We start from the raw sequence: 19,504 nt of genomic DNA, 5'->3' as shown, positions 1-19,504 counted from the left end.
TTAGAGGAACGAGCCCAGGAGAGCTCTGCCCGCCGCAGGGCTCGTCCCAGCCATGGTGAGGTGACCGTGACCGGTCGGTTGCATCGGGCTGGGCTTTGTTGGGTGGCTCGCTGGCGGCGTCGCGACCAGGTGGGCGAAAGCAAGGTTCTTGAACGGCGGAGGGACGAGGCGATTGTCTCTCGGTGCTGGTGCGGGGCGGACGGTGTCTGGGGGTGACAGTTGGGTTCGCGGACGAAGGACGGACAAAAGATCTTGAGGCCGGTCTCCCTGAAGGAGAACCGGCCTCTGACCTGCGGTTTTCTGTCGGGGTGGCGGGATTTGAACCCACGACCTCTTCGTCCCGAAGCAACACAAGTGAATAGATCTAGGTCGATCTGAGTAGAACGGGAAGCCCCTCACCAGCCAAAACGCCTGAGATGGTCCGGGCCGGTCCCGAGGAGTCCGATCCCGTGTGCTCCCAGAATCGCTCCCCCGGATTCCCTTCCTCAGGCGGGAGAGGAGCCCCATGCAATCCAAGATCAACACCCGCCATAACCAGCTGTTCCAAGAAGACGATCAAGTCCTCGTCTGGTACCCACCCAGGGGCGCCGACGAGCACGACGACACCACCTGGTCATGGCTACCCGGCACCATCCTCGCCCAGGGCGCCCCAGACGAGTGGTATGTCCTAGTCGAAGTCCCAAGCCTCGCCGAGCCGGACCCCACCATCCCGAACGGCGAGGCTCCCGAGAACCTCCTCTACCCAACGTGCTTCCGAGACGCGAGCGAACTCCGCGCCGTCACCGTCCGCGAGTGGGGACGCTTGCACGAGGAGTGGGCCGGTGACTGATCGCCTCACCCGAATCACCACGGCCCTAGCCGTAACCCTCGTCGCGATCGTCGCCGCAGTCATCTCGTACCGCCACGCCTACGAACTGGTGCGCACCCACGGCGAGTCCGGTACAACCGCCAGACTGGTACCGATCACGGTGGACGGCCTGATCTGGGCCGCCTCCATGGTGATCCTGGACGCAAGCCGCCGGAAGCAGCATGTACCACCGTTGGCCAAGTGGAGCCTGGGAGTGGGCATCGTGGCCACCATCGGCGCCAACGTGGCGCACGGCCTAAACCACGGCCCCATAGGCGCCCTGGTCAGCGCATGGCCAGCCCTGGCTCTGGTCGGGTCATTCGAACTCTTGATGACGCTCACCCGCAGCGCAACAACACCACGCCAGAAAACTGGCGACCAACTACAATCGCGCGCGTCGAAAGAATCGGGAGACTCTCGCACCAAAGTGGAGCAGAGTACAGAACAGGCCGTACTTGCCGACTACCTGGCAAGCCTAGAGGGGCCGGGTCGTCCGTTATCTCAGCGCTACCTCGCCGAAAAATACGGTGTAGACCGCCGTAGGGTCAAACGGATCATCTCCACTGCAATTCAGCCCTGAATATTTGGAGGAAGGGTACAAAAGCAAGCCCTGGCCAGTACAGACAAATGTACTGGCCAGGGCCCTCGCGAGGGGTCAGTAACTATAGACGTCGGGCCAGCCTCCAACTTCTAGTTCGATACGGCTGGGCAGGAAGTCTAGACATGCTTGATACAAGCGCAAATGTCCTTTTCTTGCAATTTCGCTCTCCAGATAGTCACGCAATTCAAGGAGATGGCGTACATCATTCGCGGCGTATGTGAGTTGTTCACAGCTAAGTTTGTTAGCAAGCCAGTCACTGGACTGCTGGCCTTTGTCGACCGTGATGCCAAGATGCTCGGCAAGCAGCTCTTTGAGGCTATGATTTTCAGGTGATGCTGCAGGGAAGGCGATCTTCGAGGCTATCTTTGTGCATGCAATGGCCTGTGGCTTTATATGCCAGTTGGCGCACATGAAACGTAGATCGAAGGGTGCATGATGGAACACCTTCGTTACTGTCGGACTTTCCATGATGCGCTTGATTCTGAGAGGTGGAAGGGAATCTGGCGAAAACTGCACGATGAGTGCGCCAAGGCTCGGGGTGTAGAACTGACACGTCCCTATGGATTCGGCACGCCAGTCGAGACCCGAAGTTTCAATATCACATGCCAATGCGTCTACTCGACGGATTTCCGCTACGGCGTCCTGGGAAAGATCGTCATGGAAGAGAGTAATGTTATCCAGCATGTGATGTCCTTCTTCCAGGTCACGGTGCAGGCGAACTCTGATCCTCGATTGCTCGGAGTTCGTCGCGCACGAAGTCGTAAAGTGAACCGCCATTACGGCACACCAGAATCGGAACTTGTCCCCGAGAACGGCTGTGTGTATACAACGTAATTATTGCAATATTGTCGAACCTATAACAAGAGAAAACCATGTCACCTTTGCGGAAGTAGACCTGCACGTCCGCAGCACCCGCTTGTTGGAGTGACGAAAATTCCAACTTGCTTTCATTGACCGCGTCCTTGAGTCTCTGTTCACTCATCGAGAATCGCTCAGCCAGGACGGACATCGTATGATTATCATCTGGATCGGGAAGGAATACACGAATACGTGCTCCGCGAGTCGTGGCCACTCTTTGCAACTTGGCGAAATGGGAATTTCTCCAAGTTCGACCGTAGGCGACGAAAATGTCTAGCTTCTGCACGCCGCTAAAGAGGGCATCCCAGTCCGCGTCCTGTACATAATTCATGCCCACTTGAACTAGGCCGGCAGCGTGGACATCCGTGCTTGTTCGGGCCGTCTCGAGTATCTCTCGAGCAAATGATCTCTTTCCAAACCATTCCCAGATCAATGCTAGTCCGACCGAGACGATCAGAATACTGCCGAGATTGTTGACAAAGGTCTGTAGGCCTTGGTGATTGCGCCAAAGATCAGTTCGTCCACCAAGGTAGAGAAGTACGCAGCCAATGGACACAAGCACGAAAACGAGCAATGCCAGTTGTAGTGTGCTCAGCCGGCGGAAGGGCTTTGGGGCTTGGGACACTCCCACTGCGACCTCCGTGTTCATACGTGGAACGGTACGGACAGGGTCTGACATTCTTGCGCGCCGAACTACCACCGATGCAGGACCGGACCCACGGTTGGCCGCGATTGGCCGCTGCTCACATGGCCGAGTCACATGCAGGTGGTTGAACCTGACCAGACCCGTGTGAAGCTGTCGTGGTAGGTACAAGCCATGTCGTCACGCTCGATGTGCCGAACGTGAAGGACTGGTGCTTGAGCTGCAGGTATGCCATATGCATGGAGGTTGATCAGGAGGTCATCGTCGGCTCGGTAGATCGAGTTGTAGAGGACCGTGTCATGCAGGCGTAGCTCGATGCCTTCAACGTCGAGGAGGGGACGGTAGTGGACGAGGGCGTTGCGGATCTTGGCGGCTAGGGAGTCGCCTACGCCTTCGTCGGCGCCGCGTTCAGCGATCCTTGGGCCGTCTGGGTTGCCGAGGAGGAGGCGGACGTTCACGCCTGAGCGGGCTTTGTCGGCGATGGTCCGCAGTAGGCCAGCGTCCTCGGCGATGAACAGGCCCGAGTAGACGAGGATGCCGATCTCGTGTTGGGCGCTTTCGAAGTGATGTTGCCAGACGTGGCGAGGGACGGCCCAGCGGTGGGGGTATGTGGCGAGGATCTCGGCGGTTGGTGGCTCGGGGAGTGCGCGCGGTTGGGACGTCTGCGGCCACAGGGCGGTCTCGTCGGTGTTGAGGAGTGCCGCAACGTTGGCTCGGTGACGGGGATAGGGGACGCGGCCGGCTAGCCAGCGGTGGACGGTCTTGGGGTCTACGCCTAGGCGTTCGGCTACGTCTGCCTCGGTGAGGTCAGCGTCGAGGAGTGCGCGCCGCAACAAGTCGTTCACCAGGTCTCCCGATGCGTCTGCGTCGTCCTGACGGTAACAGAAGACGTCCCTAGACGTCCCTAGAAGCCTGTCGAGAGGTCCCGCAGCTCACGGAACGCTCGTGGACATGACGAACCTGGATGTCTGTCCGTATCGCCCCGATGCGGTGGCCTGTCGATGTGCTCGGCTCGGCCGTCGCGCGGGCGTCGTGGGTGCGGGTGAGTGACCGGTGAGCCCCGAAACGGTGACCTCGCGCGAGTTGGATCTGACATGTCTGGCCGCAGAGACGGCAGCCGGGCAAGTCCGCCTTCACATCGAGATCCGGCTCGGCGAGTGGGGCTTGCTCGGCATCGCTCAAGACGTGTACCTGATCGCTGGCGAACTCGTAGCCAATGCCGTACAGGTGACGCCAGACGGCCATATCCGGGTGCGGTTCACGCGGGAGCCGGGTGCGGTCCTGCTGGGCGTATGGGATGCCTCGGACGCCATGCCGAAACCGAAGCCTGTGGTTGAGTTGTCGCCACTCGACATCGAGCCCGACCCTCGTGCGCTTGACCCTGGACACGATGACGGTACGGGCGGTTGGGGCTTGCCGATCGTTCAGGCGCTGTCGTCGGAGTGTGGGGTAACTCCGACAGTTCCCCATGGCAAATGGGTCTGGGCGCGTGTGCAGGCACACAGTCGTCGACGTGTTCAATAGACGGGAGTCTGTGATGCCTTCGCGCAGAGGTCCAAAGAATCCGCTGAATCATGAGCCCGAAGCAGTGACCTATGCCCGCGAACAAGCTGGACTAACTAAGACCCAGCTCGCAGCGGCATGCGGTGTGGCACTGAGCTTGATCAGCGAGATCGAGTCGGGGACACGTAATGCGACACCATCGATGATCCGGAAACTCGCTGACGCGTTGAACTGCCCGCCTGTGGTGCTTGAACGAAAGCGCACACAAGATACACATCCGGTCACTGAGTTCGACGGTGTTGATTCGCGTTGAATGCGGAGGACGGCACGACTCGCTCAAGTTGTGACCGAACGGCGCGGCAAATGGTTTCGCGGAGACCAACACCGTACGGCGCTTACCTTCAGATTGCCGGGACGTTGCGTGAGCGTGTCGCAAGTGGCGAATACTCGCAAGTTTCACGGCTCCCTTCCGAGGCGGCCTTGTGCGAGGAGTTCGCCGTTACACGCGGTACGGTTCGTCGTGCCTTGGCGGTTCTGCGGGATGAGGGTTTGATCACGGTCACAGCAGGTGTGGGGCGTTTCGTTCGCGTCCCCGGACAGGGCACACCGGGCGTGGTTGGTGGACCGCAGTATCAGAGAATCGCCGCTCAGCTTCGTGCGCAGATCGATGGTGGTGCCTTCCGTGCCGGGGAGGTGCTACCGGGAGAGCTTCGGATCAGTGAGTGCTACGGCGTTTCGCGGCAGACTGCACAGCGTGCGCTTGTGGAGCTGGAGCGGGCCGGCTTGGTGGTGTGCGTTCGGGGACGGGGACGGATCGTCAGGTCCAAGACGTCCCCAGATGATCCGGGGGCGTCCGTGGATGTCCGCTGAGGTGTCCGTAGCGTCGGAGACATGAACGCCGATGCCGCTTGGGCGTGTGAGATCGCCCGTGACCTGCTCGCCGAGTCGTTGCCTCGCCGTTGGGCTCACACCCAGGGTGTGGCCAGGAAGGCCAGGGACCTCGCGCCTCTCCTCGGCGACCAAGCGGAGTTGCTGGAGGCGGCCGCGTGGCTGCATGACATCGGGTACAGCCCGGAGATTGCGGTGACCGGTTTCCATCCTCTCGATGGTGCTCGCTACCTGCGGGATGTGGCGGGCGCCGATGAGGTGCTGTGTCGTCTGGTGGCGGGTCACTCCTGCGCCATCATCGAGGCTCGGGAGCGTGGTCTCGCCGAAGTGCTGAGCAGCGAGTTCCCACCTGCGGACGCTTGTCTGAGCCGCGCGCTGATCTACTGCGACATGACGACGACGCCCGACGGGGAACCTGTTGACATTTCCGAGCGGCTTGCCGAGATTCGCGCGCGTTACGGTCCCGTGCATGTGGTCACGCGGTTCACCCGGCTTGCTGAGCCGCATCTGGTGGGAGCAGTGGAGCACATCCAGACAGAATCGCGCCTTGTCGGATTGGCGCTCTAGTTGATGAACGGCTTGTCTCGGCGCTCTAGGTAGTGGTTGATGCGTAGGCGCATTGAGCGGTCAAGCTGTAGGGACTGGACGTCGTCGGGCGCTATCCAATGGACTTCGCGGGATTCGTCGCTTGGGGTGGGCTCTCCGCCAAGGGGACGAGCGGTTAGCAGGATTGAGAACTCCTGGCGTACCTCGTCGTTGCTTGTGTAGTGAATGAGGTGTTTCGGGTCTGAGTAGATCCCGACGATGCCAGTGATCTCGCAGTCGATGCCAGTTTCTTCGCGGGTCTCTCGGACGGCGGCTTGGCTGACGGACTCGCCTAGGTCGATTGCGCCGCCGGGGACGGCCCAGTTGTCGTTGTCGGTGCGGCGGATCATGAGGATCTCGCCGTTGTCGTTCTCTACTACGACGTTGACCGATGGGACGAGACTGTTGGCTTTGGGGGCGTTGGGGTCGTCGTAGTAGTCGATCCTGCGGGCCATGCTCAGTCCCCCGGGTGCAGTGGCTTAGCGCCTTCCCAGACACGTTCGAAGCTCTCCAGGTAGGTCGTGACGATCTCGCCGCCCGGAATCTTGCGCAGGTGCCAGAAGGGCGCGTTGGACGCTGGGACGCCGTAGACGTGTGTGTTGACGAACATCTGATCGTCTGCGTAGAAGATTGAGTTGTAGAGCACGGTGGCATGTAGGCGGATCTCGACGTTGTCGAGCTTGGTGAGCGGTTTGTAGATGACCAGGACGTTGCGGATCTTGGCGGCCATGGCTTCGCCGATGCCTTCGTCTGTGCCGCGTTCGGCGACCTGGGGCGCGTCAGGGTCTCCAAGGAGGACGCGGACCCGGACGCCGGCTTTGGCCTTGTCTGCGAGTGTGCGCTGCACTCCGGTGTCCTCGGCGAGGAACATGCCGCTGTAGACGAGGATGCCGATCTCGTGTTGGGCGTCGGTGAACAGACGTCCCCATGCGTCCCTTGGGGTGGCCCAGCGGTGCGGGTAGACGGTGATGATCTCGCTGTCGGAGACCTGGGTGACCTGTTCCTTGCTCAGTGCCTCGGGCCACAGGTACGTCTCTTCCAGGCCGAGCCGCGAAGCCACTGCGTAGCGGTGCCGTCGGTAGGGCGTTCGGCCCTGGGTGATCCATCGCTCGACGGTCTTGGGATCTACGTCGATCTCCTCGGCGAGAGCAGCGATGGTCATGCCGCGTTGCAGCAGGGCCGCGCGTAGACGTTCGTTCGGCATGCACCCGTCCGGGTCGCAGGACGTCAAGGGACGCCGACAACCCTACGAGGACGTCTTGAACAGGTCCAGTCATGTAGTGATCTCGTCCCTGCGTCTGGGAGGACTCTCTTTCTCGTAAGGCAATCCGATCGCCCGAGCCGCCCCCCCGCCGGATATCGGGCCTTACGCGAGAGAGGTGATCTTCATGATCCTCGTTCTGGCTTCGATCATCGCCGTCTTCCTGGCCGGTACCGTCTGCGGGATTTTCGCGATGGTGGTCATCGGCATTCACGCCGAGGAGCGCCGCGCCGTGCGTCGCGGCAACGGCCCGAGCCGTACCGGTCTCGCCTCTCGGCGTCTGCTCACCACTCGCACGAATTGTGACGAGCTTCCCGAACGGGAGCGCGTCACGGCGGGACGGTGAGCCGGATGCGACTCCCACGAATCATCACCGCCTATTCGTGCGCGTGCGGTGCCCGCATCGAGCCGGGAAATCAGCGCTGCCGCAAATGCCGTGCCCGGGCACGGTGGCGGCGCCGCCGGCAAGGATCCCGGCATCCCGACCTCTGGATCTGATGGCGAGGAGGTGAGACACAACGTGAACGTTTCTGTTCCGCTGGTGGCGATCCTCGGCGCCCTGGTCTGGATCGCTTGGCGCTACATGGGACTGCGCGCGTGGCATCTGGTGGTGTGCCTGTTGTTCGGGTTCTTCCTCGCCGCGACCAGTGCCGCGCCGCAGATTCGCCAAGTGGTGTCGGTTCTCGTCCAGAGCCTTTCTCAGCACTGATGCTCCCCCGAATCGGAAGGAGGGATGCCCTGGTGCCTGACATTCCGCAGTCCAGCAGTATCGACCCGCAGCGAGTGCGCGAGCGCAATCTAGTGGCGCGTGAGATCGTCGCTCAGTTGGCTGACGCGATGGGGACGATCGAAGATCTGTGGCTTCGGCTGCATGCCGCACTCAGCGACACGCCCGTCCTGCTCGCCGAAATCAACCGGCTGCACGTTGAGCTGATCAAGGCTCGGTTCAACTGGGCGAATCTGGTGGCCGCCGCGCGCGTGACCCTCAAGGCCGATCGGGACGCCGAGCCGGACGCGCTGTACTACTTGCGCGACGAGCTGCGCGCGCAGGGGCAGCTTCCGCCCGAGTGGTGGGAGCGCTCGTGAACGGCGGGCGGCAAATGCGGCGGCATGCCCGCAAGATGCGCCGGTACGGGCTACAGCCAATGATCGTCATCAACCGGGACGACCAGCTTCCCGACGTTGCCGCCGTGGTGATCGGGCGCGTCCTGTGGCGGTACCGCTCCGAACTGGCGCCGATTTCCTCGGGCATCGTGTTGGCGTTGGTCGGCGCCGTCCTCCATGTGGCCTATCCGCAGTGGTGGCCGCTTGTCCTCTGCGCCACTGTGGTGCAGGCGTCCGCTCTGGTGCTGTTCCGGGAACGGCTCGGCCTGTCTCGGCTGGAACGCTGGTATGCCGCGACGGCGGTTATGAGCGCGGGCGCGTGGCTCACCTTGGCAACCGCCCTGGGGATCGCCTACCGGCCGCTTCCCCAGCTTCTCGTCGGAGGCGTCCTGGTGCTGGGCGTGCCGTGGTGGGTGCATCGGCGACGGCGCGCCAAGGTGCGCGTAGACCGGCAGATTGCGGCATGGCCCGAGATCGCCGAGTCGATCGGGCTTACCGGCTCACGTGCACAGTCCGCCATGGTGGACGTGTGGGGATGGCGCGCCCGGTTCGCGCTGGCACGCGGCCAGACGATCCAGGATGTGACCGCCAAGGTTCCCGCGATCGAGTCGGCTCTCGGGACGTTCCGAGGCGCCGTGCGCGTCTACCCAACCCGGGACGACAAGGCCAACCGGTTCGAGCTGCGCGTTCTCGACCATGATCCGCACGCGGACGCGATCGTGTGGCCTGGGCCGTCTGTCTCGTCCATTGCCGAGCCGATCGACCTGGGGCCGTTCGAGGATGCCACAAGCGCGCGCGTCCTGCTGCTGCGCCGCCATGGCCTGTTCGGCGGGGTGGCCGGCTCGGGCAAGAGCGGCGGCATCAATGTGGTGATGGGCAACCTCACCGCATGCCGGGACGTGGTGATCTGGGCCGTTGACCTCAAACGCGGGATGGAACTCCAGCCGTGGGCGTCCTGCATCGATCGTCTCGCCACCACACCCGAGCAAGCCCGCGCGCTCCTGCGCGACGCTGTGGCCGTCCTGGAGGCGCGGGCGGCATCACTGGCCTCGCAAGGGCGCCGAGTGTGGGAGCCGTCCCCGGACCTGCCCGCACTGGTGATCGTCATCGACGAGTACGCCGAGCTGGCCGACGACGCGCCCGAGAGCATCACCGATACCGACTCGATCGCCCGACGAGGACGGGCCGTCGCGGTAACCCTCGTCGCGGCCACCCAGCGACCCACACAGAAGGCCATGGGGAAGGGTGCCGTTCGCTCTCAGATGGACGTACGCGTGTCCTTCCGGGTGCGAGAACGTAAGGACGTTGACCTCATCCTCGGGCAAGGGATGCTCGCGGCAGGATGGCATGCCCACACTCTCAATGCTCCCGGCAAGTTCCTGCTCTCGGCGCCCGAGCATGACGTTCCTCGGCGAGGCCGCGCCTACCTTCTCACCGACCAGGCCGTAGCCGAGGCAGCGCGGCGACATGCAGAACTCCGCCCGATACTTGACGAGATCTCGCGAACGGCCATCGAGGAAGCGCGCGCCGGTATCGCGCTGCGCTCCCTCGACGTCGCCGACTCCTCCACCAGCGTCCCGGCTACGGGCAAGGAGGACGGCACGTCCGAGGCGATCCTGTGGGCCATGCTGAGCGGCGCGCCGGACGAGGGCACGCCCGTGTCCCATCTGATCGCCGGAACCGGCATGAGCCGTCCCTGGATCTACCAACGACTACGCGACCTCACCAAAACCGGACGCGTCATCCAGGTCTCGCGCGGACGGTGGCGCGCCGTGAGCAAGCACTCTGAGTGACTTGTCTACGTCTACGTCTCGCGCGCGTCTGCACGCATAGGGCCGTAGACGAGACATAGACAAAGACGAAGACAATCACCCACCGTCACGAAACGGAGATGATCGCCACGCCCGACACGTCCCCCGAGACGGCTCGGGGAGAAAGGAGGTGATCGTGAAGGCATACACCGTCGAACAGGTCGCCGAGATTCTCCAGATCGGTCGCGACAAGGTCTACGCCCTCATCCGGACCGGCCGCCTCCACAGCATCAAGATCGACAAGCTGCGCCGCATCACCGACCAGCACCTTGCCGACTTCATCGCCTCACTCGAAGACCAGTCTCCCAACTGATCGCTGGGCGGATTCTCCGACATCATCCGGAGAATCCGCCCAACCGTAGGGACGTCTAGGGACGTCTTGGGTTATCGTCGCTGGTAGCCGTTTATCCGGAAACGGCGGAGAGCCGCCGCATCCAGCGGTGGGAGAGGAGGGGATCTCTTGGCAAAGATCTTCATCGGCAAGTACGAGGGATCGATCTACCCGGAAGGCAAGGGCTACACCGGTGCCCTCTGGCTCGGCTACCGGCCAAACGGGAAGCCCAACCGCCCCAAGAGGAAGGGCCGTACCAAGGACGAGGTCAAGGACAAGCTCAAGAAGCTCGTCAATGAGCTGGAGTCCGGCATCAAGAGCCCTGAGAACTACACAGTCGCGGACGCCGTCCATGACTGGCTTTCCAAGGGGCTCAAGGGGCGTGATCCCAAGACGATCACGACGAACCGCATCCTCGCCGAGACGCACGTGATCCCGCTGATCGGCAAGGCCAAGCTCAAGGACCTGCGCGCGGACGACGTAGACGAGTGGCTCGACGGACTCACGGACAAGCTGTCCACACGGAGTCTCCGAGGCGTTCACGCGATCCTCAAGCGCTCGATCCGGCAGGCTCAGGCCCGGGACATGGTGATCCGGAACGTGGCCGAACTGGTCACCACGCCAAAGGGCAAGGCCGGACGTCCGAGCAAGGCCCTCACGCTCCACCAGGCCACGGCGGTACTGGAGAAAGCAGAGTCATCGAGGCTGCACGCGTACGTAGTGATCAGCCTTATGACCGGCATCCGTACCGAAGAGGCGCGCGCACTCCGATGGGATCACGTCGTGGCATGGGTGGAGGACGCGACCGGTTGGCGGCCGGTGACCGATGTCGGATTCGACCACGAGAAGTTCGCCCTCTACGTATGGCGGTCCGTCCGGGCGCATGGCGACACCAAGACGGAGAAGTCGCGTCGCACGCTGGAACTCCCCAAGCGGGCGGCCGAGGCACTCCGGAAGCATCACACGCGCCAAGCCGCCCAGAAGCTCAGGGCGGGCAAGGCATGGCAGAACAACAACCTGGTGTTCTGCTCACCGACCGGAACGCCGCTCGACGCCGCCAACGTGCGGCGGGCGTTCCGGCTGATCACCAAGAAGGCGGGCATCGGGGAGAAGTGGACGCCCCGTGAACTGCGCCACTCGTTCGTCTCGATCATGAGTGACAGTGGCGTGCCCATCGAGAACATCGCCGATCTCTGCGGCCACTCGTCCACGGCGGTCACTGAAGAGGTCTACCGGCATCAGCTCAAGCCGGTGATCACCAAGGGTGCCGAGGCGATCAACGCCGTGTTCGGTCAGAGCAAGTCAGCGTAAGTCCGATGACGTGTGCTCCCCGTTGTGCGCCCATCGACCCCAAGATCGAAAAAGGGCTCCGGAGCTAGCTCCGAAACCCTCTCTCACCTGCGGTTATCTGTCGGGGTGGCGGGATTTGAACCCACGACCTCTTCGTCCCGAACGAAGCGCGCTGCCAAGCTGCGCTACACCCCGGTGGTGGCTGCCCGGGAGCCGTACGTTCTCCCGGCGCCTGGTCCACTTTAGCGGATGTCCCGGGGTGCTGCGTCATCAATTATCGGGGGACCAGGGTGAGCAGGGACGCCTCGGGCGGGCAGCAGAAGCGCATGGGGGCCATGGGGGACGTGCCCAGGCCGGCGGAGATGTGGAGCCAGGCGCCGCGGTGGCGGTGGAGGCCCTTCACGCGGGGGCGGTCGATGCCGCAGTTGGTGGCGAGGGCGCCGTAGAAGGGGAGGCAGACCTGGCCGCCGTGGGTGTGGCCGGCGAGGAGGAGGTCGTAGCCGTCGATCACGAAGCGGTCGAGGTTGCCCGGCTCGGGGGAGTGCATGACGCCCAGGTGGACGTCGGCCTGGGGGTCGACCGGGCCGGCGATCTTGTCGTAGCGGTCGCGGTCGATGTGGGAGTCGTCGATGCCGCCGAACTCGATGTCGAGCTCGCCCACCTTGAGGCGGCCGATCCGGTTGTTGAGGTCCAGCCAGCCCGCGGCCTGGAGGGAGGAGCCCAGTTCGCGGTACGGGAGGTCGGGTTCGCGGCGGCGCCGGTCGTAGTCGGACTTGCTGGTGCGCCAGACGTACCGGGTGGGGTTCTTGAAGATCGGCGAGTAGAGGTCGTTGGAGCCGTACACGAACACGCCGGGACGGTCGAGGAGGGGGCCGAGGGCCTCGAGGAACGGGCCGATCGCGTCGCGGTGGGCGAGGGCGTCGCCGGTGCTGACGACCAGGTCGGGCTCCAGGGCGTCCAGTGAACGGACCCAGCGGATCAGCCGCCCGCGTCCGGGGGTGAGGTGCGCGTCGGAGAGATGCAGGATCTTGACCGAGGGCCGGCCGGGGGCCAGCACGGGAACGTCGTAGCGGCGCAACCGGAACCAGTTGCGCTCCAGCAGCGACGCGTACGCGAACGTGGCCGCGCCCGCGCCCGTCAGCCCCAGGGGTATGGCGTAGGTCTTTCGCACGGTTCTCCCTCCAAGGCCGGACCCTGGTTCGGAATCGTTCTCGTCCGCCCCCGCCGCGGCGGGATCCGGCCACCGGCGGCCGGTGGACGAGAACGACACACTCATATGCTCCCAGAGTCGGGCAGTGCCGCGTACGCCGGTAATCCTGGTGAGACCTCCGGGGCCGGGCGGGCATGATTGTGCGCATGAGTGCCCTGAGGGAGAAGCTGGAGAACGATCTCGTCGCGGCGATGAAGGCGCGCGACCTGGTACGCACCCGTACCCTGCGCATCGCGCTCACCGCGATCCGCAACGAGGAGGTCGCCGGCGAGCGGCCCCGGGAGCTGTCCGACGACGACGTCGTCAAGGTGCTCACCCGTGAGGCCAAGAAGCGCCGGGAGGCCGCGGCGGCGTTCGCCGACGCCGGCCGGGACGCTCAGGCGGAGGCCGAACGGAACGAGGGCGCGGTGCTGGAGGAGTACCTGCCCGCGCAGCTCACCGACGAGGAGCTCGGTGCCCTGGTCGCCGAGGCGATCGCCGAGACGGGCGCCACGGGTCCGCGGGCCATCGGCCAGGTCATGAAGGCCGTCAGCCCGAAGGTCGCGGGCCGCGCCGAGGGCGGACGGGTCGCCGCCGAGGTGAAGCGGCGGCTCGCCGAGTCGGGCGGCTGAGCCCGCGTCAGTCCTCCCAGGGCCATTGGAAGCCGGGCCGGCCGCCTGGGCGGCCCGGCCCGTTGCCTCCGCCGCGGCCGTTGCTGGTGTAGATGACCACGGTGGTGCCGGGGCCGACCTCGGTCTGCGCGTCCGGTGAGGTCGAGGCGACGGTGCCGCGCCGCTCGTCCGACTCGACGGGACGCGGCGCGATCCGTACCTGAAGGTCGGCGGCCCGCAGGCGGGCGGCGGCCGCGCCGACCGACATGCCCCTCACGTCCGGGACGCGGATGGTGTCGCCGAAGTCGCGGGTGGGACGGGCGAAGCCGGGGGCGGGCTCACCGGCCAGGGCGGCGCGCATGCTCTGCTGCCAGATCGCGCCGGGGGTGTCGGCGCCGTACACGCCGTACACCGGGTACTCCCAGGGGCTGCGGGGGTCCCAGTACGCGGTGGCGGCGGCGAGGTTCGGGGTGTGCCCGGCGAACACCGCGCAGGTGTGCGCCTCACAGGTGCCGGTCTTGGCGGCCGCCGGACGTCCGATGCCGCGGCCCGTCGCGGTGCCCTGCTTCAGCACTCCTTGCAGGATCTCGTTGACCTTGTCGGCGATGGCCTCGTCCACGACCTGGCGGCAGGTCGAATTGGGCGCCTTGAGCTTCTTGCCATCGGAGTCGACGACCTCGATGACGGAGACCGGGGTGCAGTACTTGCCGCGTGCGGCGAAGCCGGCGTAGGCGGCGGCCAAATGCACCATGTCGATGTCGTTGGTGCCCAACACCTGGGCGGGCACGGGCAGGAGCGGGTTGCCGTTGGCGCGCTTCATGCCGAACTTCTCGGCCATCTTCACCGCGCTGCACACCCCGACCCGCTTCTCGAGCTGGGCGTAGAAGGTGTTGACCGAATGCCAGGTGCCGGTCTTGAGGTCGAAGTTGCCGGCCTCGCTGTCGCCCGCGTTGGACACCCGCCACGGGCCGCCGCCCAGCATGACGTTCTTGACCTGCTTGCCGTTGTACTCGCCGGTGTACCTGCACGGCTGGAAACCGGTGATGGTGGTCGTCTCCGGCGAGTTGATGTGCGTGTTGACCGGGATGCCCTCGTCGAGCGCCGCCGCGAGCGTGAACACCTTGAACGTGGAGCCGGCGGACACGCCGTTGCCGCCCCCGTGCGCCCAGTCGGCGGGCAGGTTGAGGGTGGTGCGTCCCTTGCCCGCGCCGAACCGCTTGCTCAGGCCGATGGCCTTCACCCGTCCGGTGCCGGGCTCCACCATCGCCTCGGCGCCGACCCGGTTGCCGGACGGTGGGACGTTGCTGCGGAGCGCGCGGTCGACGGCGTTCTGGGCCTTCATGTCGAGCGTCGTGCGGATGGAGTAGCCGCCGCGGTTGAGCTGGTTGACGATGTCCTGCCGCTGCTTGGGCGTCATCTGCCAGTACTTGCCGCCGGACAGGATCTGCAGCACGTCGTACTTCACGTACTCGCAGAAGTACGGGGCCTTGCTGGTCTCGCACCCGCCCACCGGCTTGGTCTCGTTGAGCTCGATGGGCTTGGCCGCGGCGGCGTCGGCCTGCTGCTTGGTGATGTGCTTGAGCTGCACCATCCGGTACAGGACGGTGTCGCGCCGTTGCCGGGCGGCGGCCGGGTTGCGGATGGGGTCGTACGCGGTGGGGTTCTGGGTGATGCCGGCGAGCAACGCGGCCTGTTCGAGGTTCAGGTCGGAGGCGGGCTTGCTGAAGTACCGCTTGGACGCGGCCTGCACGCCGTACGCGCCCGCGCCGAAGTACGCGACGTTGAGGTAGCCCTCAAGGATCTGGTTCTTGGTCATGCGCTGTTCGAGGTCCAGCGCGTAACGCAGCTCGCGCAGCTTGCGCCCGACGGTGGGTGCGGTGGCGTCGCGGTACTCCGCCTCGGTCTTGGCGTTGTCGACCAGGAGGTTCTTCACGTACTGCTGGGTGAGCGTCGATCCGCCCTGCGTCTGCTCGGAGTTGGCGTTGGACGCCAGCGCGCGGATCGTTCCCTTGAGGTCGAGCGCGCCGTGCTGGTAGAAGCGCGAGTCCTCGATGTCGATGATGGCCTGCCGCATGATCGGGTGGACCCGGTTGAGGGAGACCGACTCGCGGTACTTGTCGAAGAACCGGGCGATCTCCTTGCCGTCCGCGTCGTACAGCACCGTCTTCTCCGACGGCGGCGACGTCTTCAGTTGCCCGTCCATGTTCTCGAAGTTGTTGGCGGCGTCCCTCGCGGTGAGCCCCGCGCTGCCGACGCCGGGAAGCGCGATGAGCGCGACGAGCACTCCCGCGGCGACGCACGCTCCCAGGAGCCGCATCAGCGTCGACGCGGCCCGCAGCCGATCCTCGTTAGCACCCAGCACGGGCACTAGCGTACGCGGGGACGACCAGTGCATACGGTGCCTGTTCGGCGGTATCGCCGCATCACCCTGCGTCGCATCGCATCGTGACGGATCGGACAGAGCCCGAGAACGCCCTGTATAACGCTCCAAGTTCGCGTCTCATGATGAACCGCCTTTAACCGGGCGGTGGCAGGGTCGTCGTCCAGGGCGGATTGCTCGTTTGCCGGGCGGCGGCACTCCTGTTGCGGGACGATGAGGGCCGTCACCGTTGCGGCGGAGTCACCGTCACGTGGCGATGCCGACCGGTTCGGCTGATTTGTCCGGGCCGTCCTTGGTCTGGTGTCAACCACGGAGACGGCTCGAGCGTCAACGAGAAGTAACTAGTCCGTTCCGGCGGTATGGCCCTGGAGGGCTATATCGAGAATGGGCCCATCGGGGACTGTTGAATCCCCCCTCGCTTCCGTAAGTTCTTCCCCACGGCTTTCGTTTGGCGGCCTGACGTCCGCGCCCGTCCGGCCAAGGAGCGCAAATCGACACAGACCCTAGGGGAGTGGGGCCAAGATGTGGATCACGGATTGGACCGCCCGCGCCGCCTGCCGTAACGCGGATCCAGATGCCCTGTTCGTGCAGGGGGCGGCGCAGAATCGAGCCAAGCTCATCTGCCGTGGCTGCCCGGTACGTACCGAGTGTCTCGCCGATGCCCTCGACAACCGGATCGAGTTCGGCGTCTGGGGAGGCATGACGGAGCGGGAACGGCGTGCCCTGCTCCGGCGGCGCCCGGACGTGCGCTCGTGGCGCGACCTGCTGGAAACCGCCAAGGACGAGTACGAGCGGTCGGTCGACCCGGACGAGAGCGAGCTCGTCGCCAGCTGATCGGCGGCGACCCGGCGCGGTTCAGGGTCTTGCATCGATGACGGCCGCGGGGCCCGCACCCCTTATGACGACGGGTGCGGGCCTTCGGCTGTCCTCCCACCCGCGGTCTCGCCCGTCCTTGCGCCCGCGCCTCGGCCGGCGTCGCGGTCGCGCGAAGCCTCATCACGCCCTCGCCGGCTCCACCCGCACCACGCCATCTGGCCCGATATCGGGCCGCCCGAATCCAGGCGCTTCACTGTCCTTAATGTGGGTTGGCCACATCCGGCCATGGGGTCATGGGTTTAGCCGGAGGCAGGCGTTCTGATCCACTTTGTCCGGTTTGGGCGCCTCGTCCGGAGACCGCCTTGATCGTCCGTTCCGAACTAGGGTTCGGTCAGGCGGCGGACAGGTCGGTGCCCACGCGGCGGAGGCCGTCCAGGTCGTGGATGTCCTCGGCCTGGGCCGGGACGATCGTCATCGGGACCGTGGGGTGCGCCGAGGCGAAGTGCTCGCGAAGGCGTTCCTCGCGGGCGGCGAGTTGCATGCGCTCGCTGTGCAGGCGGAGCAGGGCGGCGGTCAGGGTGTGCTCCCCCCGTTCCTCCAGCGTCTCGGCGGCGGCCAGGCTGCGCGCGGCCGACAGGCCGTGCGCGGTCGACCTGTGGACGCGGTTCACGACCAGGCCCGCCAGGGGCATGCGCTCCTCCGCCAGCCGCTCGACGAAGTAGGACGCCTCGCGCAGCGCGTCCGGCTCCGGGGCCGCGACCACCAGGAACGCGGTGCCGGGGGTCTGGAGCAGCTTGAAGGTCTTCTCCGCGCGCTCGCGGAAGCCGCCGAACATCGTGTCGAAGGCGGCGACGAACGTCTGCACGTCCCGCAGCAGCTGGACGCCGATGACCTTGTTGATGACCCCGGTGAACACGCCGAAGCCCGCGCTGATCACCTTGACGCCGAAGCGGCCGCCGGTCTTGGCGGGCGCGGCGAGCAGCCTCATGAACCTGCCGTCCAGGAACCGGCCCATGCGTTCGGGGGCGTCCAGGAAGTCCAGGGCGTTCCGGGACGGCGGCGTGTCCACGATGATCAGGTCCCAGGCGCCGGAGCGGTGCAGCTGGCCGAGCTTCTCCATCGCCATGTACTCCTGCGTCCCGGACAGGCTGGACGACAGCGACTGGTAGAAGGGGTTGGCCAGGATCTGCTTGGCCCTGTCGGGATCGGCGTGCGCCTCGACGATCTCGTCGAAGGTGCGCTTCATGTCGAGCATCATCGCGTGCAGCTCGCCGTCGCCCTCGACGTCGATCCGGCGCGGGTTGTTGTCCAGCTCGGTCAGGCCCATCGACTGGGCGAGCCGCCGCGCCGGGTCGACGGTGAGCACCACGACGTCCCGGCCGCGCTCGGCGGCGCGGACGCCCAGCGCCGCCGCGGTGGTGGTCTTGCCCACGCCACCCGACCCGCAGCACACGATGATCTTCGTGCGCGGGTCGTCGATCAGCGCGTCCATGTCCAGCACGGGCGGGGACTTCACGGTCGGGCTCATCTCAGGCGGCGTCTTTCCTGTCCTCGTCGAGTCCTGTCCTGTTCTCGTTCAGGCCGCATCGGGCCTCGTCGTCGGCCCGGCCCGGCGGGTTCATGCCGCGCCCTGGGCCCGGAGGGCCTCGGCGAGGTCGTACAGACCGGCCAGGTCCATGCCGTCGGAGAGGAGGGGCAGGGTGTAGCGGGGGCGGTCGATCGACTCCAGCCGTTCCTTCTCCCTGCGCTGAAGGGCGGTGCGGCGGGCGTGGTCGGTGGCCTCCGCGGCCAGCGCGGCGGCGATCGACTCGGCGTCGTGTTCCAGCCCGGCGGCCTTCACCCCGCGCAGGATCTCCTCCATGTCGAGTTCACCGGCGGCGGCCGCGGCCAGGGAGGGCGCGTCCAGCATCGGCGGCTGCTCCATGTTGACGATGACGCCGCCGACCGGAAGGCCCGCCTCGGTGAGGTCGCGGATGCCGTCCATGGTCTCCTGGACGGGCATCTCCTCCAGCAGCGTGACGAAGTGGACGGCGGTCTCGGGGCTGCGGACCACCTTCATCACGGTGTCGGCGTGGTTGCGGACGGGCCCGACCTTGGCCAGCCCGGAGACCTCCTCGTTGACGTTGAGGAACTTGGTGATCCGGCCGGTGGGCGGCGCGTCCATGACCACCGCGTCGTACAGGAACGAGCCGTCCTTCTCGCGCCGCCGCACGGCCTCGCTGGTCTTGCCGGTGAGGATCACGTCCCGCAGGCCGGGCGCGATGGTGGTGACGAAGTCGACCACGCCCAGCCTGGTCATCGCCTTGCCGGCCCGCTTGAGGTTGTAGAACATCTCAAGGTACTCGAGCAGGGCCTCTTCGGTGTCGATCGCGAGCGCGTAGACGTCCCCGCCGCCGGGCGCGACCGCGACCTTGCGTTCTCCGTACGGGAGGGGCGGGCGGTCGAAGAGCTGCGCGATGCCCTGCCGTCCCTCCACCTCGACCAGGAGCACCTTCCGGCCGCCCGCGGCCAGCGCGAGGGCGAGGGCCGCGGCGACGGTGGTCTTGCCGGTCCCGCCCTTTCCCGTGACCACGTGGAGGCGTACGCCGTCCCAGTCGGTGTCTCTCGCGCTCACCCGATCGACCATATCGCCCGCTTGGTACCTCCCTGAGGGGGTGCCCCCGGCTCATGCAAGTGATTCCTGACACGGTCGGCCGGACGGGCGCTCGCATGGTGATCGGGTACCCGGCCTTCCGTCGTTCCGGGCGTCCCATGTCGTTGTTTGAGCCGTGCCCGCGCGGTTAGCT

Annotated in this window: 23 protein-coding genes and 1 tRNA gene; 14 read left to right on the top strand and 10 right to left on the bottom strand. The window is 65.6% G+C overall.

Going from position 1 to position 19,504, the window contains the following annotated elements; translation table 11 throughout:
- Positions 1–505 precede the first annotated feature (505 nt).
- Positions 506–829 carry a hypothetical protein gene (locus ACGWYJ_RS32600; protein ID WP_395110285.1) on the top strand — a complete coding sequence of 108 codons (324 nt, stop codon included), beginning with the start codon at positions 506–508 and terminating at the stop codon, positions 827–829.
- Positions 822–1,427, top strand: coding sequence for a DUF2637 domain-containing protein (locus tag ACGWYJ_RS32595; protein ID WP_395110284.1), 606 nt, complete (start codon positions 822–824; stop codon positions 1,425–1,427). The genes ACGWYJ_RS32600 and ACGWYJ_RS32595 overlap by 8 nt, the downstream gene beginning before the upstream one ends.
- Before the next feature lie 75 nt (positions 1,428–1,502).
- Here ACGWYJ_RS32595 and ACGWYJ_RS32590 read toward each other — a convergent pair whose 3' ends face one another.
- The 3 genes from ACGWYJ_RS32590 to ACGWYJ_RS32580 all read right to left on the bottom strand — a co-directional run bounded on the left by ACGWYJ_RS32590 (position 1,503) and on the right by ACGWYJ_RS32580 (position 3,794).
- A complete protein-coding gene (locus ACGWYJ_RS32590) occupies positions 1,503–2,132 on the bottom strand; it encodes a ribonuclease D (RefSeq protein ID WP_395110283.1) in 630 nt (209 codons plus the stop codon).
- A 19-nt stretch (positions 2,133–2,151) separates the two neighbouring features.
- Complete coding sequence (locus ACGWYJ_RS32585; RefSeq protein WP_395110282.1) at positions 2,152–2,955, bottom strand: hypothetical protein; 804 nt, start codon at positions 2,953–2,955, stop codon at positions 2,152–2,154.
- Positions 2,956–3,062: 107 nt separating this feature from the next.
- Positions 3,063–3,794 carry a helix-turn-helix transcriptional regulator gene (locus ACGWYJ_RS32580; RefSeq protein ID WP_395110281.1) on the bottom strand — a complete coding sequence of 244 codons (732 nt, stop codon included), beginning with the start codon at positions 3,792–3,794 and terminating at the stop codon, positions 3,063–3,065.
- A 208-nt stretch (positions 3,795–4,002) separates the two neighbouring features.
- Here ACGWYJ_RS32580 and ACGWYJ_RS32575 point away from each other — a divergent pair, with 208 nt between their 5' ends.
- From ACGWYJ_RS32575 to ACGWYJ_RS32560, 4 genes are read left to right on the top strand one after another with little or no spacing between them, the layout of a single operon-like run.
- The gene (locus ACGWYJ_RS32575; RefSeq protein ID WP_395110280.1) at positions 4,003–4,473 is read left to right on the top strand and encodes an ATP-binding protein; all 471 of its coding nucleotides are present in this window, start codon (positions 4,003–4,005) and stop codon (positions 4,471–4,473) included.
- Positions 4,418–4,765, top strand: coding sequence for a helix-turn-helix domain-containing protein (locus ACGWYJ_RS32570; RefSeq protein ID WP_395110279.1), 348 nt, complete (start codon positions 4,418–4,420; stop codon positions 4,763–4,765). Before ACGWYJ_RS32575 ends, ACGWYJ_RS32570 begins: the two co-directional genes overlap by 56 nt.
- Before the next feature lie 50 nt (positions 4,766–4,815).
- On the top strand, positions 4,816–5,322 hold the full coding sequence (locus ACGWYJ_RS32565; protein ID WP_395110278.1) for a GntR family transcriptional regulator: 507 nt from the start codon (positions 4,816–4,818) through the stop codon (positions 5,320–5,322).
- A 21-nt stretch (positions 5,323–5,343) separates the two neighbouring features.
- A complete protein-coding gene (locus tag ACGWYJ_RS32560; protein ID WP_395110277.1) occupies positions 5,344–5,907 on the top strand; it encodes an HD domain-containing protein in 564 nt (187 codons plus the stop codon).
- On the opposite strand, the gene ACGWYJ_RS32555 is transcribed toward ACGWYJ_RS32560, so the two are convergent.
- Together ACGWYJ_RS32555 and ACGWYJ_RS32550 are read right to left on the bottom strand one after the other, a co-directional pair.
- Complete coding sequence (locus ACGWYJ_RS32555) at positions 5,904–6,380, bottom strand: NUDIX hydrolase (protein ID WP_395110276.1); 477 nt, start codon at positions 6,378–6,380, stop codon at positions 5,904–5,906. The two genes, ACGWYJ_RS32560 and ACGWYJ_RS32555, sit on opposite strands and share 4 nt — an antisense overlap.
- Before the next feature lie 2 nt (positions 6,381–6,382).
- Positions 6,383–7,129: a helix-turn-helix domain-containing protein gene (locus ACGWYJ_RS32550; protein ID WP_395110275.1), complete on the bottom strand. Its 747-nt coding sequence runs from the start codon at positions 7,127–7,129 to the stop codon at positions 6,383–6,385.
- 175 nt (positions 7,130–7,304) lie between these two features.
- Between ACGWYJ_RS32550 and ACGWYJ_RS32545 the strand changes: the two genes are divergently transcribed.
- The 6 genes from ACGWYJ_RS32545 to xerC all read left to right on the top strand — a co-directional run bounded on the left by ACGWYJ_RS32545 (position 7,305) and on the right by xerC (position 11,743).
- Positions 7,305–7,532: a hypothetical protein gene (locus tag ACGWYJ_RS32545; RefSeq protein WP_395110274.1), complete on the top strand. Its 228-nt coding sequence runs from the start codon at positions 7,305–7,307 to the stop codon at positions 7,530–7,532.
- Between the two features lie 48 nt (positions 7,533–7,580).
- On the top strand, positions 7,581–7,895 hold the full coding sequence (locus ACGWYJ_RS32540) for a hypothetical protein (RefSeq protein WP_395110273.1): 315 nt from the start codon (positions 7,581–7,583) through the stop codon (positions 7,893–7,895).
- Positions 7,896–7,927: 32 nt separating this feature from the next.
- Complete coding sequence (locus ACGWYJ_RS32535; RefSeq protein ID WP_395110272.1) at positions 7,928–8,272, top strand: hypothetical protein; 345 nt, start codon at positions 7,928–7,930, stop codon at positions 8,270–8,272.
- Positions 8,269–10,083 (top strand): cell division protein FtsK, encoded by a 1,815-nt coding sequence (locus tag ACGWYJ_RS32530; RefSeq protein ID WP_395110271.1) that lies wholly within the window; start codon positions 8,269–8,271, stop codon positions 10,081–10,083. Before ACGWYJ_RS32535 ends, ACGWYJ_RS32530 begins: the two co-directional genes overlap by 4 nt.
- A 154-nt stretch (positions 10,084–10,237) precedes the next feature.
- Entirely contained in the window at positions 10,238–10,414 is a 177-nt protein-coding gene (locus ACGWYJ_RS32525; RefSeq protein WP_395110270.1) for a helix-turn-helix domain-containing protein, read from the top strand.
- 147 nt (positions 10,415–10,561) lie between these two features.
- A complete protein-coding gene (xerC, locus tag ACGWYJ_RS32520; protein WP_395110269.1) occupies positions 10,562–11,743 on the top strand; it encodes a tyrosine recombinase XerC in 1,182 nt (393 codons plus the stop codon).
- Between the two features lie 100 nt (positions 11,744–11,843).
- Here the strand turns inward: xerC and ACGWYJ_RS32515 are convergent.
- A tRNA-Pro gene (locus ACGWYJ_RS32515) sits at positions 11,844–11,917 on the bottom strand.
- Between the two features lie 79 nt (positions 11,918–11,996).
- Complete coding sequence (locus ACGWYJ_RS32510; RefSeq protein ID WP_395110268.1) at positions 11,997–12,893, bottom strand: metallophosphoesterase; 897 nt, start codon at positions 12,891–12,893, stop codon at positions 11,997–11,999.
- 185 nt (positions 12,894–13,078) lie between these two features.
- Between ACGWYJ_RS32510 and ACGWYJ_RS32505 the strand changes: the two genes are divergently transcribed.
- Positions 13,079–13,543 carry a GatB/YqeY domain-containing protein gene (locus ACGWYJ_RS32505; protein ID WP_395110267.1) on the top strand — a complete coding sequence of 155 codons (465 nt, stop codon included), beginning with the start codon at positions 13,079–13,081 and terminating at the stop codon, positions 13,541–13,543.
- Positions 13,544–13,550: 7 nt separating this feature from the next.
- Here ACGWYJ_RS32505 and ACGWYJ_RS32500 read toward each other — a convergent pair whose 3' ends face one another.
- Positions 13,551–15,884, bottom strand: coding sequence for a transglycosylase domain-containing protein (locus ACGWYJ_RS32500; protein ID WP_395110266.1), 2,334 nt, complete (start codon positions 15,882–15,884; stop codon positions 13,551–13,553).
- Positions 15,885–16,424: 540 nt separating this feature from the next.
- Between ACGWYJ_RS32500 and ACGWYJ_RS32495 the strand changes: the two genes are divergently transcribed.
- A complete protein-coding gene (locus ACGWYJ_RS32495; RefSeq protein WP_285700339.1) occupies positions 16,425–16,736 on the top strand; it encodes a WhiB family transcriptional regulator in 312 nt (103 codons plus the stop codon).
- Positions 16,737–17,109: 373 nt separating this feature from the next.
- Here the strand turns inward: ACGWYJ_RS32495 and ACGWYJ_RS32490 are convergent, their stop codons facing one another.
- Both ACGWYJ_RS32490 and ACGWYJ_RS32485 read right to left on the bottom strand, forming a co-directional pair.
- Positions 17,110–18,246, bottom strand: a complete 1,137-nt coding sequence (locus tag ACGWYJ_RS32490) for an ArsA family ATPase (protein WP_395110265.1) — start codon at positions 18,244–18,246, stop codon at positions 17,110–17,112.
- A 90-nt stretch (positions 18,247–18,336) separates the two neighbouring features.
- Positions 18,337–19,332: an ArsA-related P-loop ATPase gene (locus tag ACGWYJ_RS32485; RefSeq protein ID WP_395110264.1), complete on the bottom strand. Its 996-nt coding sequence runs from the start codon at positions 19,330–19,332 to the stop codon at positions 18,337–18,339.
- Positions 19,333–19,504 lie beyond the last annotated feature (172 nt).

The sequence above is a fragment of the Actinomadura sp. SCN-SB genome (genome assembly GCF_043906805.1).
In the GTDB taxonomy this organism is placed as follows: domain Bacteria; phylum Actinomycetota; class Actinomycetes; order Streptosporangiales; family Streptosporangiaceae; genus Spirillospora.
This window is presented reverse-complemented; position numbering and strand designations above follow the sequence as displayed.